The sequence below is a fragment of the Nocardia sp. NPDC051787 genome, from assembly GCF_040681325.1.
GTDB lineage: Bacteria > Actinomycetota > Actinomycetes > Mycobacteriales > Mycobacteriaceae > Nocardia.
On record NZ_JBFAYO010000024.1, the window covers coordinates 81,782 to 99,038 of the forward strand.

Sequence of the window (17,257 nt, forward strand, 5' to 3'; positions counted from 1 at the left end):
CGCACTCCGAAACTCGCGGGTCCGTTCGCGCTCGGCCGTGCCGCGGCGGATTCGTAACGATCGGTATGTACGCGTTCGATGATCATGAGGGCGGGGAGTGCGCGGCAACAACAGACAGGGTGAGGCATCTCCATGGTTCGGGCGGTCCGGCAGCGGTGTGACGAGACTGCGGAAGCGGTGCGCGCATGACCCGCCCGGCCCGTGTGCGCCCGACCCGGACCCGCCGCCCCCACGTCACCACGCTGCCGCAGCTCATGACCACCGCGGTGGAGGCCAATCCGAGTGGCACCGCCGTGATCTTCGCCGATGCGACCAGCACGCTGGCCACGCTGAGCTACGCCGAGCTGGACGAGCGGTCCACCCGCCTGGCCCGGCTGCTCATTGATCGCGGCGTCGGGCCCGAGGACCTGGTCGCGGCCGGGATACCGCGATCGATCGACTCCGTGGTCGCGGTCTGGGCGGTCGCGAAGACGGGCGCCGGATTCGTCCCGGTCGATCCGAACTACCCCGCCGATCGCGTCGAGCACATGGTCGTCGACTCGGGCGCGGTCTTCGGACTGGCCGTCGAGGAGGTCCGCGCCGATTTACCGGACCGGGTCGAGTGGCTGTACATCGACACCGCCGAGTGCGCGCGGCGGCTGGAGGAGTTTCCGGCCGACCCGGTGACATACACCGATCGAGTGCGCCCGCTGCGGGCGGAACATCCGGCCTACGTCATCTACACCTCCGGGTCCACCGGCAAGCCGAAGGGCGTGGTCGTCACCCAGGCGGGGCTGGCGAGTTTCTGCGCGGAGCAGCGCGACCGGTATCGCGTGACCAGTGCGTCGCGGACGTTGCATTTCGCGTCGCCCTCGTTCGACGCGTCGGTGCTGGAACTGCTGCTCGCGGTGGGTGGCGCCGCCACGATGGTGGTCGCTTCCCCCATCGTGTTCGGCGGCGAGGAGTTCGCGTGCCTGGTGCGCAGGGAAGGGGTCACCCACGCCTTCGTCACGCCCGCCGCGCTCGCCTCGGTGGACCCGGCCGGGCTCGACGAGCTGCGTGTGGTGGTCGCCGGTGGCGAGGCGTGCCCAGCCGAACTGGTCCGGCGCTGGGTGCTGCCGGTCTCCGGCGGGCGGACCCGCGAGTTCTTCAACGGGTACGGGCCGACCGAAACCACGATCATGACCAATATCAGCGCGCCGCTGGTACCGGGAGAGCCGGTGACCATCGGTGCGCCGATCCGGGCCGTCACCGAATACGTGCTGGACGATCGCCTGGTCCCCGTCCCGAGCGGCGTGGTCGGCGAGCTGTACATCACCGGCGCCCAGCTGGCCCGCGGCTACCACGAACGGCGCGGACTGACCGCGTCCCGCTTCGTGGCGAACCCGTTCGACGCGAATGGTTCGCGGCTCTATCGAACCGGCGACCTGGTGCGCTGGACGCCGGACGGCGAGCTGGAGTATCTGGGGCGCAACGACTTCCAGGTGAAGATCCGCGGCTTCCGCATCGAGCTGGGTGAGATCGACGCGGTGCTGGCCGCACACGAGAGCGTCGACTTCGCCGTCACCGTCGGGCACGAACTGGACAGCGGCGCAACGATTCTCGTCTCCTACGTGCACGCCGCGCCCGGGATGATCGCCGACGCGGCCGAACTGGCCGCCGTCGCCGAGCGGAGCCTGCCCGCGCACATGGTGCCGACGGTGGTCATGGTGCTGGAGAAGATCCCGCTGACGCCGGTGGGCAAGCTGGACCGGGCGGCGCTGCCGGTGCCGCGTTTGCAGACCAAGGTGTACCGCGCGCCGGTCGGACCGCTGGAAGAGCTGGTGGCCGAGGTGTTCGCCGAACTGCTCGGCCCGGGTGCGCCGGTCGGCGCGGACGACGACTTCTTCGAACTCGGCGGCAATTCGCTGATCGCGACGCAGGTCGCGGCCCGCATCGGGGCCGCCATCGCGGCGCGGGTGCCCGCCCGGCTGGTCTTCGAGAGTCCCACCGTCGTCGGGCTCGCCGCGCGATTGGAGCCGATGAAGGGTGCCGGGGATCGGCGCGCGCTGGTGGCGGTGGAGCGTCCGGAGCGGGTGCCGTTGTCACCCGCGCAGCAGCGGATGTGGTTCTTGAATCAGTTCGATACCGATTCGGCGGCCAACAATATTCCGTTCGCGGTGCGGTTGTCGGGTGCGTTGGATGTGGCGGCGTTGCAGGCGGCGGTCGCGGATGTGATCGAGCGTCATGAGACGTTGCGGACGATGTATCCGGCGGTGGACGGCACGGGCTATCAGGTGGTCGTGCCCGCGGCGCGCGCCGTCCCCGACTTGGCGCCGAAGCCGATCGCCGAGCACGAACTGCTCGACTGGCTGCGCGGATCGGCGCTGACCGGTTTCGATGTCGCGGCCGAGGTGCCGCTGCGCATCGCGCTGGCCGAGTTCGGCCCCGGCGACCACGTGATCGTGGTCGTGGTGCACCACATCGCCGCCGACGGCGCTTCGGTCAGGCCATTCCTGCAGGATCTGCTCAGCGCGTTCCTTGCCCGGCGCAATGGGGCGAGACCAGTGTGGGCTCCGCTGCCGGTGCAGTACGCGGACTACACGCTCTGGCAGCGCGCCGTGCTCGGCGACGAGAACGACCCGGACTCGGTGGCGGCGGCGCAGATCGCGTACTGGCGTCGCGCTCTGGCGGGCATTCCGGACCGGATCGACCTGCCCGCGGACCGCCCGCGCCCGGCCGTCGCATCCGGGCGGGGCGCGGAGTACACCTTCGCGGTGGACGCTTCGGTGCACCACGGACTCGCCGAACTGGCGCACAGCGTGGGCGCCTCGGAGTTCATGGTGCTGCACAGCGCGTTCGCGGTGCTGCTCGCCCGGCTCACCGGCACCGACGACATCACCATCGGCACGCCCGTCGCCGGTCGTGGCGAGCGGGAACTCGACGGACTGATCGGCATGTTCGTCAACACGCTGGTGCTGCGCACCCGGATCGACCTGGGCGTGTCCTTCCGCACACTGCTCGAGCAGGCGAAAGCGACCGATCTGGCCGCGTTCTCGCATGCCGAGCTGCCGTTCGAACAGCTGGTCGAGGTGCTGGATCCGGTGCGGTCGCAGGCGCACCACCCGCTGTTCCAGGTGGCGCTGTTCTTCCAGAACATGAGCAAGCCCGAGATCGAGCTACCCGGCTTGTCCGCGCAGACCGTGGAATTCGGTGCTGCGGTCGCGAAATTCGATCTGCAATTGACGGTGGTGCCGGGCGGGGAGGGTGGCGCCACGGGTTTCACAGCGATGTTCACCTACGCCACCGACCTGTTCGACGAGGCGACGATCGCCGAGTTCGCCTGGCGGCTGGAACGATTGCTCGCCGCCGTCGCCGCGGAACCGGATCAGCCGATCGGCGCGATCGATCTGCTGGCTCCCGCCGAGCGCGAGCGCGTGCTGCTCGAGTGGAACAGCACCAGGTATCCGGTGCCGGAGGAATTGTTGCTGGACGGCTATCGGCGCATCGTGGCTGCGTATGCGAACGAGGTCGCGGTGGTCTACGAGGGCGCCGAACTCGCCCACCCGTCGCCCGACCACCCCTCATCGAGTCGCTACGCGACGCTGGCCCACCCGTCGCCCGACCACCACCCCCCAACGAGTCGCTACGCGACGCTGGCCCACCCGTCGCCCGACCACCACCCCCCAACGAGTCGCTACGCGACGCTGACGTATCGGGAGTTCGACGCGCGGGTGAATCGTCTGGCGCGGCTGCTGATCTCGCAGGGCGTCGGTCCGGAGTCGCTGGTGGGTTTGGCGGTTCGGCGGTCGCTGGATCTCGTGGTGGGGATGTACGCGATCGTCACGGCGGGCGGGGCGTACGTGCCGTTGGATCCGGATCATCCGGCCGAACGCATCGCGCACATTCTCGAGACTGCGCAGCCCGTCTGCGTGCTCACCACCTCCGCCGACGCGGTCGACGTACCCGAAGGCACCACCGTCTTGCTACTGGACGCCGTGAATCCGGATCGATTCGACGATTCACCGGTGCGCGCCGAGGAATTGGTGCGTCCGTTGTTGCCGCATCATCCGGCCTACGTGATCTTCACGTCGGGCTCGACCGGCCGCCCCAAGGGCGTCGCGATTTCCCACCACGCGATTCAGAACCAGATCAGCTGGATGCTCGCGGCCTACCCGCTCGATCCCGATGACGTGTACCTGCAGAAGACGGCGACCACGTTCGACGTATCGCTGTGGGGCTATTTCATGCCGTTGCGCGTGGGCGCGAAGCTCGTCGTCGCGACCCACGACGGGCATCGCGATCCGGTCTACGTCGCGGAAACCATTGCCGCCCATGGCGTGACGGTCACCGATTTCGTGCCATCCATGCTGACCGTGTTCGCCGCGCACACCGCGCCAGGATCGTGCCCCAGCTTGCGGGACATCTTCGTGATCGGCGAGGCGCTGCCGCCGGAAACGGTCGCCGCGGTGCGGGCGATGTCGGACGCGGCGGTGCACAACCTCTACGGCCCCACCGAGGCGGCGGTGTCGGTGACCTACTGGCCCGCCACGGCTGTCGACAAGCGGTCCGTTCCGATCGGCGTGCCACAGTGGAACACCCAGGTATACGTGCTGGATTCGCGCCTGCAACCGGTGCCGGCGGGTGTTCCGGGCGAGCTCTACCTCGCCGGTGATCAGTTGGCCCGCGGTTATGTGCGTCGTCCCGATCTCACCGCGGACCGGTTCGTGGCCAGCCCGTTCGGCGTCGGTGAGCGGATGTACCGGACCGGTGATCTGGTGGTCTGGCGCGGCGCGACCGAGGAGTTGCCGCCGCGGCTCGACTATCTCGGCCGGACCGATTTCCAGGTGAAATTCCGTGGTCAGCGGATCGAGCTGGGGGAGATCGAGACGGCATTGCTGGCGCAGCCGTCGGTGAGCCAGGCGGTGGCGGTGGTCGCGTCTTCGTCGCTGGGTGACCAGTTGGTGGCCTACGCGGTCCCCGCGCCTGGCGAATCGATCGATCAGGCCGCATTGCTGGCGGCGATCGGTGAAATGCTGCCCACCTATATGGTTCCGGCCGCGATCGTGGCGTTGGACGAGTTCCCGCTGAATCCCAGCGGCAAGCTGGACCGCAAGGCGCTACCCGAACCCGCCTTCACCGCGCGCGAATTCCGTGCGCCCGTCACCCCCGTCGAGGAGATCGTGGCGGGAGTGTTCGGTGAGGTGCTCGGGTTGCGGCGAGTGGGCGCGGAGGACGATTTCTTCGCGCTCGGTGGCAATTCGCTGGTCGCCACGCAGGTGGTGGCCCGGTTGGGTGCGGCGGTGGGTGCCAGGGTGCCGGTGCGGGCGTTGTTCGAGACGCCAACGGTCGCGGCATTGGCGGCGGCGATCGAGTCGCGGGCGCATGGTGAGCGCGGCGTGGAGCTGGGCAGTATCGCGCGTCCGGAGCGGCTGCCGTTGTCATTGGCGCAGCGGCGGATGTGGTTCCTGAACCGCTTCGATCAGTCCGAGGACGCCGGGGACCGGATCGGTTCGGCCGCGTACAACTTGCCGTTCGCCCTGCGATTGACCGGCGAGCTGGACGTACGGGCGCTGGGCGCGGCGCTGCATGACGTGGTCGCGCGGCACGAGGTGCTGCGTACCGTGTACCCGGAGACTCCGGATGGTCCGGTCCAGGTGGTGCTCGCCGCCGGACAAGTGACGCTCGACGTGCCGGCGCACCCGATCGGCGCCACCGAGGTCGCGAGCGAGGTCTATGCGCTCGCGGCCACACCCTTCGATGTGACGGCCGAAGTGCCGGTGCGTGTGCGGCTGCTCGAAATCGCCGATACGCCGAACGAATACGTGCTCGCCGTGGTCGTGCATCATATTGCCGCCGATGCGTCGTCGATGGGTCCGTTGGTGCGGGATGTGATGACCGCTTATGCGGCGCGTACCTCCGGTGAGGTGCCGGGGTGGTCGCCGCTGCGGGTGCAGTACGCGGATTACGCGTTGTGGCAACGTGCGGTGTTGGGGGAGGAAACCGATCCGGAGTCGATCGCGGCCCAGCAGATCGGCTTCTGGCGTGCGCAGTTGGCCGATCTGCCCGACGTGCTGGAGTTGCCTGCCGATCGCCCCCGTCCGGCCGTGGCGTCGCTGGCCGGTGCGCGCGTGGATGTCGGGATCGACGCGGCGACGCATGCCGGATTGGTCGAAGTCGCCCGTGCGCATGGCGCCACGTTGTTCATGGTGGTGCACACGGCGTTCGCGGTGTTGCTGACCCGGTTGTCCGGCTCGGACGACATCGCGGTCGGTACGCCGGTCGCCGGGCGTGGTGAGCGCGAACTCGACGATCTGATCGGCATGTTCGTCAATACGGTGGTGTTCCGCTCCCGCATCGACGGAGGCGACTCGTTCGCGGACGTGCTCGCGCGGCAGCGGGATATCGATCTCGAGGCGTTCGCGCACGCGGATGTGCCGTTCGAACGGTTGGTGGAGGTGCTGAATCCGCCGCGGTCGACGGCGCGTCATCCGTTGTTCCAGGTGGGCTTGTCGTTCCAGAATATTGCGCGTACCGCGCTGGAGCTGCCCGGTTTGACGGTGGCCGGTGTCGATGCCGATTTGGCTGTATCGCAATTCGATCTGCATTTGATCGTCGGCGATGCGTATGACGAGTCGGGTGCGCCCGCCGGTATCGGTGGTTTCCTCACATACGCGACGGACCTTTTCGACGCGAGAACGGTACAGGGATTCGCCCACCGACTATCGCGGGTTCTATCCGCCGTGGTCGCCGACGCGACGGTTCCGGTCGGGGATATCGACATCCTCGCCGACACCGAGCGCACCGACCTCGCTGGATGGAACGTCACGACGCACCCGGTGGAACCGGCCGCGACGTTGGGATCGCTGCTGCGGCGGTCGGTCGCGGCGGCACCAGGAGCGGTAGCGCTGGTCGCGGACCGGCCCGAGGGCGAACGCACGGAGCTGAGCTACGCCGAACTGGCCGCCCGGGTGAACCGCCTCGCGCGCTACCTGATCTCGGTGGGTGTCGGCCCCGAATCCCGGGTCGCGCTGGCATTCCGCCGATCGATCGATCTGGTCGTGGCGATGTACGCGGTGTCGGAGGCGGGTGGCGCGTACGTGCCGGTCGACTCCGGTCAAGCCGCGGACCGGACCAACTACGTCCTAGCGACTGGCCAGCCTGTGTGCGTGCTGACCAATGCCGAGTCCGCCTTCGAGACCCATGTCGTCCCCGTGGTGCGGTTGGAAGACCTCGAGCTGAGCGAGGTGGCGAGCGGGCCGATCACCGACAGCGAGCGGATCGCACCGCTGCGGCCGGAGAACACGGCATACGTCATCTTCACGTCGGGTTCGACCGGCCACCCGAAGGGTGTCGCCGTGCCGCACGCTGCCGTCGTCAATCAATTGCTGTGGAAGACCTCCGCATTCGAGCTGACACCCGACGACGCGGTACTGCTGAAGACGGCGGCGACATTCGATTTGTCGGTATGGGAATTCTGGTCGGCCGCCGTGTGCGGTGGGCGGCTGGTCATCGCGGCACCGGATGGTCATCGGGACCCGGCGTACCTGAACGAGCTGATGGCGCGGGAGTCCGTCACGACGCTGCATGTAGTGCCGTCGATGCTGGATGCGCTGCTGGTGCACCGGGCATCCGCGGGCGACGCGGCGGCAGGCTGGTCGCCGCGACAGGTGCTGGCGATCGGTGAAGCTCTGCCGGCCAAGGTGGCACAGCGTTTCCTGCGCGAGCATCCCCGCGCGGAACTGTTCGATCTGTATGGCCCGACGGAGGCGGCGGTGTCGATCACCAGCCACCGCGTCACCGTAGCCGATGAGACGTCGGTGCCGATCGGTGCGCCGGAGTGGAACAGCCGGGTCTACGTGCTCGACAGCCGGCTGCGGCCGGTCCCGGTGGGTGTTACCGGCGAATTATATTTGGCCGGTGCGCAGTTGGCGCGCGGTTACTTCGGTCGTGCCGATCTGACGGCGGATCGTTTCGTGGCCGACCCGTTCCAGTCGGGTGTGCGGATGTACCGCACCGGTGACCTGGCCGCCTGGAATGCCGACGGCGAACTCGAATACCGAGGTCGTACGGACTTCCAGGTGAAGATTCGTGGATTCCGGATCGAATTGGGTGAGATCGAGGCGGCGCTGCTGGCGTTGCCGCAGGTCGCGCAAACGGCGGTGGTCGCGAAGTCCGATCCCAAGACCGGTGATCGTCTGGTGGCGTATCTGGTCCCGGCCGACGGCGATGTGGATGTGGCTGCGGTGAAGTCCGCGCTGTCGGCGGGCCTGCCGTCGTACATGGTGCCTTCGGCGTTCGTGGTGCTGGATGCGCTGCCGTTGAACGTCAACGGCAAGCTGGATCGGAAGACGTTGCCGGAGCCGGAGTTCGAGGTTCAGGCCTTCCGTGCGCCGTCGACTCCGATCGAGGAGATCGTGGCCTCGGTGTATGCCGAGGTGCTCGGTGCCGAACGTGTCGGCGCGGACGATGATTTCTTCGCACTCGGTGGCAATTCGTTGTCGGCGACGCAGGTCGCCGCGCGGATCGGCGCGGCGCTGGACGCCCGGGTCCCGGTGCGGGCCCTGTTCGAGGCGTCCACTGTCGCCGGATTGGCGATCAAGGTCGAACGGGCCGCAGGGGAGCGCAAACGTACCCCGCTGGTCGCCGGGCCACGTCCCGATCGCATTCCGCTGTCGTTCGCGCAGCAGCGCATGTGGTTCCTCAACCAGTTCGACACCTCGGCCTCGGTCTACAACATCCCGGCCGCGATCCGCCTGTCCGGTGACCTCGACGTCGTCGCGTTGCAGCAGGCGGTCGCGGATATCGTCGCGCGCCACGAGATCCTGCGCACGATCTACCCCGAGACGCCCGACGGCCCGGTGCAGCAGGTGCTCGCGCCGCACGAAGTGCCGGTGGATCTGGCCCCCGCGCAGATCGGCGACGAGCACGTCGCCCACGAAGTGCAACGGATCGTCGCGGCCGGTTTCAACGTGACCGGCGAGGTACCTTTGCGCGCCAAGCTGTTCCAGCTCGGGGGCACCGAGTACGTACTGGTGTTCGTCGCGCATCACATCAGCGCCGACGGCTGGTCGATGGGCCCGCTGACCAGGGATCTGATGGTGGCCTACGCGGCGCGCAGCGGCGGCGAGGCCCCGTCCTGGGCGCCGCTGCCCATCCAGTACGCCGACTACGCGCTGTGGCAGCGCGAGGTGCTGGGCGGCGACGACGACCCCGGCTCCCTCGCAGGCGCGCAATTGGCCTATTGGACAACCGAGCTCGCCGATTTACCCGACGAGCTGAATCTGCCGACGGACCGCCCCCGTCCGCCCGACCAGTCCTTCGCGGGCGGCAAGACCGATTTCGTCATCGAGGCGGACGTATACGCCGCACTGGCCGGGCTGGCCAGACAGCACAACGCCACGCTGTTCATGGTCGTGCACACCGCGTTCGCCATCTTCTTGTCTCGTTTGTCCTGCACCGACGACATCGCCATCGGCACCCCCGTCGCGGGCCGCGGCGAAGCCGAACTCGACGATCTGATCGGCATGTTCGTCAACACCCTGGTGCTGCGCACCCGCGTCACGCCCGGCCTGGGATTCACCGACTTGCTGGCCGCCAACCGGGAAACCGATCTGCGCGCCTTCGCAAACGCCGACATCCCGTTCGAGCGGTTGGTCGAGGCGCTCGATCCGGAGCGCTCGGCGGGTCGCCATCCGCTGTTCCAGGTGGCGCTGTCGTTCGAGAACCTCGCCGCCACCAGCTTCGAACTGCCCGGCCTCGGCTTCACCGCGCTCGACCCGGTGGCCGAGACCGCCAAGTTCGATCTGCTGCTCACCGTGCGTGAACAGCGCACCGAGGCGGGCGCCGAGGCCGGTATCGCCGCCGAATTCACCTACGCTCGTGATCTTTTCGATGAGCGAACCGTGGTGGAATTCGGCCGCCGGTTCCGCCGCGTGCTCGCCGCCGTCGCGCGGCACCCGGCCACCGCCGTCGGCGATCTGGAGATCCTGGACGACTCGGAGCGCGTCGACCTGATCACGCGCACCGGCGGGCCCGCGGTGCCGCCGAGCACGCTGCCGGACCTGATGGCCGAAGCCGTCGCCGCGAACCCGACCGGCGTCGCCGTGGTCGCGGCGGGCCGCAGCTTCAGTTACGCCGAACTCGACGCCGCCTCAGCGCAATTGGCGCGTGCGCTGATCGACCGCGGCGCCGGACCGGACGCGCTGGTCGCGATCGCCATCCGGCGTTCGGGCGAATACGTGCTCGCGCTGTGGGCGGTCGCGAAGACCGGTGCGGCGTTCGTCCCGATCGATCCGACCTATCCCGCCGGCCGCATCGCGCACATGGTCGCGGATTCCGGTGTCGCGCTGGGCGTGACGCTGACCGCCGAGCTGGTCGACCTGCCCGCCCTGTCCTGCGGCGCCTGGGTCGCCCTGGACGATCACGACTTCACCTTCGACGTCGCGGCGCGGTCGGACCGGCCGTTGCGGCCCGGTGAGCTGCGCGGGCCGCTGCGCGCCGACAACGCCGCGTACGTCATCTACACCTCCGGCTCCACCGGTCTGCCCAAGGGCGTCGTGGTCACCCACGCGGGCTTGGCGAACTTCAGCGCCGAGCAGGTGGAGCGCTATCGGCTCGACCGGTCCACGCGCGCACTGGCGTTCGCGTCGCCGTCGTTCGACGCGTCGATGCTGGAACTGCTGCTCGCGCTCGGTTCCGCGGGTGCGCTCGTGGTCGCGCCGCCGCTGACCTTCGGCGGCGAGGAACTGGCCGGGTTGATTCGCGCCGAGGGTGTCACGCACGCCTTCCTCACCCCGTCCGTGCTCGCCTCGCTCGACCCGGACGCGCTTGCGGGCCTGCGGGCGATCGTGGCGGGCGGCGAGGCGGTGCCCGCCGACTTGGCGGCCAAGTGGACCGGCGCGGCGCAGCGCGCCTTCCACAACGGCTACGGGCCCACCGAGACCACCATCATGACCAATATCAGCGACCCGCTGCGGCCCGGCGACCCGGTCACCATCGGCGGTCCGATCCGCGGTATGCGGTCGCTGGTGCTCGACAGCAGGCTGCGCCCGGTGCCGGAAGGCGTCGCCGGCGAACTGTATCTGGGCGGAATCCAGCTCGCCCGCGGTTACCACGCGCGTGCCGGACTCACCACCGCGCGGTTCGTCGCCGACCCGTACGGCGCGCCCGGCGAACGCCTGTACCGCACCGGCGACCTGGTGCGCTGGCGCCGGGCCGAGGGCGTTCCGGTCGTGGAGTACTTGGGCCGCAACGACTTCCAGGTGAAGGTGCGCGGGTTCCGCATCGAGCTCGGGGAGATCGACGCCGCCCTCGCGGCCCAGCCCGACGTCGACTTCGCGGTCACGCTCGGACGTGAATCCGGTTCCGGCGCGACGATGCTGGTCTCCTACGTGCTCCCGGCCGAGGGCGCGACGGTGGATCCGGCCGCGCTGACCGAGCGGATCGTGCGCACGCTGCCGGAGTACATGGTGCCGGCGGCGATCATGGTGCTCGATGCGATCCCGCTGACGCCGGTCGGCAAGCTGGACCGCAAGGCGCTGCCGGAACCGGTTCTGGAGACCCACGCCTACCGTGCGCCGCTGACCCCGGCCGAACTGGTGATCGCCGAGGTCATCGGCGAAGTGCTCGGCATCGACCTGGTCGGTCTGGACGACGACTTCTTCGCTCTCGGCGGCGACAGCATCGTGTCCATCCAGGTGGTCTCCCGTTCCCGCGCCCGCGGCGTCACGTTCATGCCGCGCGACGTCTTCGAGTGCAGGACCGTCGCCGCGCTGGCCCGCGCCGCCGTGGTCGAGGGCGGCCCCGGTGACGAGGCGGGCGAGCTGCCACTCACCGCGGAGGCGGCGCGGATGCTGGACGAGGGCATCGAAGTGCGGGCCATCGCGCTCGACGTCCCGGAGACCTGTTCTGCCGAGACGGTGCGGGGCGCGGTAGCCGCCTTGCTCGACCAGCACCCGATGCTCTGGGTGCGGGTGGAGTACGACGACGGTGTGGCGATGCTGCGAATCCCTCCGGTCGCCGAGCGCATCGGCGAGGCGTTCCGCCGGTTGGACGCACTTCGCGGCGAGACCTCGCTGCCGATCGACGACGTGGTGCAGGCGGCCGCGGCGGCACTGGACCCGGAACAGGGCCGGAACATCCACTTCGTGCTCACCGGCGGTCCCGAGGGACGCTCGACGCTCATCGTGGTGGCCAGCAGCCTCGTGGTCGACGACGTCTCCTGGCGCGTCATCGTCGACCAGCTCACGGCCAGCTGGAACCGGGCCCGCCACGCCGCCCCCGCGGCGCCGGAATCCGGCCTCGGCATGCTCATTCGTGCGTTGTCGGCCACAGCGCACGATCCGGCCACGGTCGCCGAAATGGAATGGTGGCGACGGGCTCTCGGCACCTTCCCGGAAAGTGCGGGCGCCGATGGACGGGATCTGCGCGCACGCAGCCGGGTTTCCCTCACCATCACCGCGGAGGGCGCGGAGGCCGTCGCCGCCGCGGCCGAGGCCTATCACACCGGGGTGGACGACATCCTGCTCACCGCGCTGGCCCTGGCGCTGCGGACCTCCGCGGGCGAGGCCGTGACGCGCGCGATCGGTTCGGTCGTGCGTCTGCCCGCCGACGGCCGCGCGGCCACCCTCGCCGACGCGGAGAGCATGGTGGGCGGCTTCGTCACCGAGTATCCGCTTCCGCTGCGGCTGACCAGGATCGACATCGAGGACGCCCTGATCGGCGGCCCCGCCGCCGGCACCGCGATCGCACAGATCAAGGAGCTACGCCGGTCGGTGCCCTCGCGTGGCGTCGGCTACGGCCTGCTGCGTTATCTCAACGCCGACACCGCCGCGGAACTGCACGGACTCGGCCGCGGCCGGTTCGCGCTGCGCTACCGGGATCTGCGCCCCGCCCGGGTGCACACCGACATCCCGTCCGACGACCTGCTGCTCGTGCTGACCGTCGACGCCACCGACGACGGCCTGCTGGCCCGGTTCGATTTCGCCGCGGCGGCGTTCCGCGGCGAGGACGCGAAGGTGTTCGCCGAGCACTGGATTCGCGCGCTCGGCGGCCTCGCCGAGCATGGCTTGCGCCCCGACGCGGGCGGATTCACGCCCTCGGACTTCCCGCTGGTGCGGTTGAAGCAGCCCGACATCGACCGGTTCACCCGCGCCTACCCGGACCTGTCGGACGCCTGGCCGGTCACGCCGCTGCAATCGGGCATGCTGTTCCACGCCCTGCTCGCGGAGTCCTCGGTGGACGTCTACACCACCCAGTTCGCGCTCGAGCTCAGCGGCGCGGTGGACGCCCGCCGGATGCACGCCGCCGCGCAGGCGGTGCTGGATCGGCACGACAACCTGCGCGTCGCCTTCGCCGACGACAGCGAGGGCAATCCCGTGCAGATCGTGCAGGATTCGCTGGAGGTGCCGTGGCGGTTGATCGATCTGCGGCAGTTGGAACCGGCCGAGGCCAGAGCCCAGCTGGAACGGGTAAAAGCGGCCGATCTGGCCGACCGCTTCGACATGCGGACCGCGCCGCTGCTGCGGTTCGCGCTGATCCGGTCCGCCGCCGGCGCCTACCACCTGCTGGTGACCAGCCACCACATCCTGATCGACGGCTGGTCCATGCCGCTGTTGATGAAGGACCTGCTGACGTTGTACGCGCTGGGCGGTAACTCGCGGCACCTGCCCACGGTGCCGTCCTACCGCGACTACCTGGCCTGGCTGATGGCGCAGGACGCGGAGGCGGCGCGCGCGGCGTGGCGCACCGCCTTGGCCGGTATCACCGAGCCGACCCCGCTGGTGCCGGTGGACCCGGGCCGTGAGATCTCCGCGGGTGTCGGCGAAGTCGGTTTCGAGCTGTCCCAAGCCGACACCACCGCGCTGACCCGGCTCGCTTCTGGTCTCGGCGTCACGGTGAACACCGTGGTGCAGGCGGCGTGGGGTCTGCTGATCGGCCGCAGCATCGATCGGGACGACGTGGTCTTCGGCGCCACCGTGTCCGGGCGTCCGCCGCAGCTGGACGGCGTCGAGGCGATGGTCGGTCTGTTCCTCAACGCGATCCCGGTACGGGTGCGACTGGGTGCGACCGTGACTCTCGGCGGATTGCTGCGTCAGTTGCAGGCCGAGCAAGCCGCGCTGCTGGACCATCACTACTTGGGCCTGAGCGATATCCAGGACGCGATCGGCGTGGAAGGGTTGTTCGACTCGCTCGTGGTGTTCGAGTCGTTCCCCGTCGACCGGGAGGGACTGGTCCAGGCCAGCGCCATCGACGGCGTGAACGTCACCGGCGTCGGCGCGGTCAACGGCACCCACTATCCGCTCACCGTGATGGTGGTGCTGGACAGCCAGCTGCGCGTCTCGGTGAAGTATCTCCGCGACCTGTTCGACGAACCCGCCGCACGGACGCTGGCCCAGCGGCTCTCGGCGCTGATCGGCCACTTCGTGACCACGCCGCAGGCGCGGGTCGGCGAGATCGACGTGCTGCTCGACGACGAGCGCGCGGAGCTGGCCGCGCGCAACGCCACCGACGTGCCGGAACTGCTCGACGACGCGACGCTGCTGTCGCTGTTCGACACACAGGTGGCCCGCACACCGCACGCACCCGCGGTGCGCTACGGCGATGTCACCCTCAGCTACACCGAACTCGACTCGCGCGCACGATCGCTGGCCGTCGAGCTGATGCGCTGGGGCGTCGGACCGGAGGCGCTGGTCGCCGTGGCCATGCGGCGCGGCATCGACCTGATCGTCGCGATCTACGCGGTGCTGCGTGCCGGTGGCGGCTACCTGCCGATCGATCCGGACCATCCGGCCGAGCGCAGCGAGTACGTGCTCGACAGCGCGGCTCCGATCTGCGTGCTGACCACCACCGCCGACGGCTTCGACACCGCGACCGGCATTCCGGTGGTTGCCGTCGACACCTTGTATCTGCCTCCCTACCAGGGGCCTTGGCCGCAGGACTACGTCCACCCGGACAGCGTCGCCTACGTCATCTACACCTCGGGCTCCACCGGTCGCCCGAAAGGTGTGATGATCACGCACCGGCAGATGGTCAACCAGTTCCGCTGGGCCCAGCTGGCCTATCCGCACGACGGCGGCGACGTGGTGCTGCACAAGACGCCGATCACCTTCGACATCTCCACCTGGGAGCTGTTGTGGCCCTTGCAGACCGGGGCCGCCATCGTCATCGCCGCGCCCGACGGTCACCGCGACCCGGCCTACCTGGCCCGCGTCATCGACGAGAACGCCGTCACCACCGTGCATTTCGTGCCCTCGATGCTGGATGCGTTCCTCGACCCGGTGGCCAACCCGGCCGCGCAGTACCCGTCGTTGCGGCGGGTGTTCGCCGCGGGGGAGACGCTGTCCGGGGAGACCGCGGCCACCTTCGCCGCCACCGCACCCGGTGTGGCCCTGATCAACTGGTACGGCCCCGCCGAAGCCACCGTGGTCACGGACCATCCGGTGCGCGACACCGCCGCGGTGGCGATCCCGATCGGTGTCCCGGTGGCGAACACCCGCGTACACGTGCTCGACCGGCAATTGCGGCCGGTACCGCCGGGCGCGGCGGGCGAGCTGTATGTCGGGGGCGTGCAGCTGGCTCGCGGCTACCTCGGCGCCCCTGCCCGCACCGCGGAGCGTTTCGTCGCCCAAGCGGGCGGTACCCGGCTCTACCGCACCGGTGACATCGTGCGCTGGCGCGGCGGAGCGCTGGAATACCTGGGTCGCAGCGATTTCCAGGTCAAGCTGCGCGGCCAGCGCGTTGAGCTCGGCGAGATCGAGACCGTGCTGGTCACCCACCCGCAGGTGCGGCACGCGGCGGTCTCGCTGGTGCGTGGCGCGACCGGGGACCGGCTGGTCGCCTACGTGGTCGCTGTGCCGGGCGAGACCATCGACGAGACGGCACTGCTGCTGCACGCGCGCGGCGCGCTGCCGTCCTCCATGGTGCCCTCGGCGGTGGTCGCGCTCCACGAGCTCCCGCTGAACGCCAGCGGCAAACTCGACCGCAAGGCGCTGCCCGTGCCGCAGCTGGCGGCGCGTCCCTATCGTGCGCCGAGCACAGCGCTGGAGCGCACCGTGCTCGACGTGTTCGGCGAGGTGCTCGACCCCGGCGACGGACGCCGCGTCGGCATGGACGACGACTTCTTCGATCTGGGCGGCAACTCGCTGGTCGCGACGCGCGCGGTGAGCAGGCTGCGCGCGCTCACCGGCGCCGAGGTGCGGGTGCAATGGTTCTTCACCGATTCCACCCCGGCGTCGCTGGCCGCGCGCATCCTCGCGGCGCTGGAAGACGCCCACGACTACGACCAGGATTCGAACGCCGCGCTCGGGGTGCTGCTGCCGATCCGGACGATGGTGCCACACGACATGGCCGCGGCACAGCCGCTGTTCTGTCTGCACCCGATGTACGGATTGTCCTGGTGCTATGCGGGTCTCGCGCGCTACGTGCCTGCGAGCACGCCGATCTTCGGCCTGCAATCGCCCGCGTTGACCGAAGACGGCTACCTGCCGGCGTCGCTGACCGACATGGCGCGCCGCTACGTGGCCGAGATCCGCGCGGTGCAGCCGCACGGGCCCTACCGGCTGCTCGGCTGGTCGCTCGGCGGTGTGCTGGCGCACGCCGTGGCAACCCAGTTGCAGGCCGTCGGCGAGGAGATCGGGCTGCTGACCATGCTGGACAGCCACCCGGACATCGACGTCACCGACTTCCGCGCGGCGGTTCGCGAGGCGCTGGCCGAGCTCGGCATCGGCGCGGACGCCTTGCTGCCCGGCAACGGCGACATCCACGACCTGAGCGAGGACGCGCTCGCCGCGTTGCACGCCACGATCCCGCCGGATATGGCGGTGCTCACACCCGAGCGGGTGCGCCGGATCTACCGCAGCGCGGTGCGCTCGGCCGAGCTGATCGCCGAGCACCGGCCGCGGCTCTTCCGTGGTCGTCTGCACTACTTCAGTGCGGCCGGGCACGATATCGCGGCGGCCGGCTGGCAACCGTACGTCGACGGCCCGGTCGACGATCATCCCGTCGGCGTCGCGCACGACCAGATGACTTCCCCGGAAGCGCTGGCGCAGATCGGTCCTCGATTGTCCGAACTACTCCATCCCCGAGGGTGGGAAACCGCACGCAACCCGGGGGAGTCATGATCGAATCGAATCGGTTCGGGCATGATGGGGCAACGGTGCGGTAACAATGTCCCCTGTTGTCACGACTACATAGGCCGTATGGTCGGGCGTGGTGTCCAGGGCATCCACCCCGGCGCGTGGGGCATGCAGAGCGAATCTCGAGACGAAGCGAAGGTGCGAAATTGATACGTCGACAG

1 protein-coding gene is annotated in these 17,257 nt (G+C 69.5%); it reads left to right on the forward strand.

The window, feature by feature from the left end; genetic code table 11:
* The first annotated feature begins 185 nt into the window (after nucleotides 1-185).
* On the forward strand, nucleotides 186-17,081 hold the full coding sequence (locus AB0M45_RS24045) for a non-ribosomal peptide synthase/polyketide synthase (protein ID WP_364333252.1): 16,896 nt from the start codon (nucleotides 186-188) through the stop codon (nucleotides 17,079-17,081).
* The last annotated feature ends 176 nt before the right edge of the window (nucleotides 17,082-17,257 follow it).

What these genes read in the sequence shown, in the direction of transcription:
- AB0M45_RS24045 (WP_364333252.1), top strand. Translation starts at nt 186, where the DNA reads ATGACCCGCCCGGCCCGTGTGCGCCCGACCCGGACCCGCCGCCCCCAC.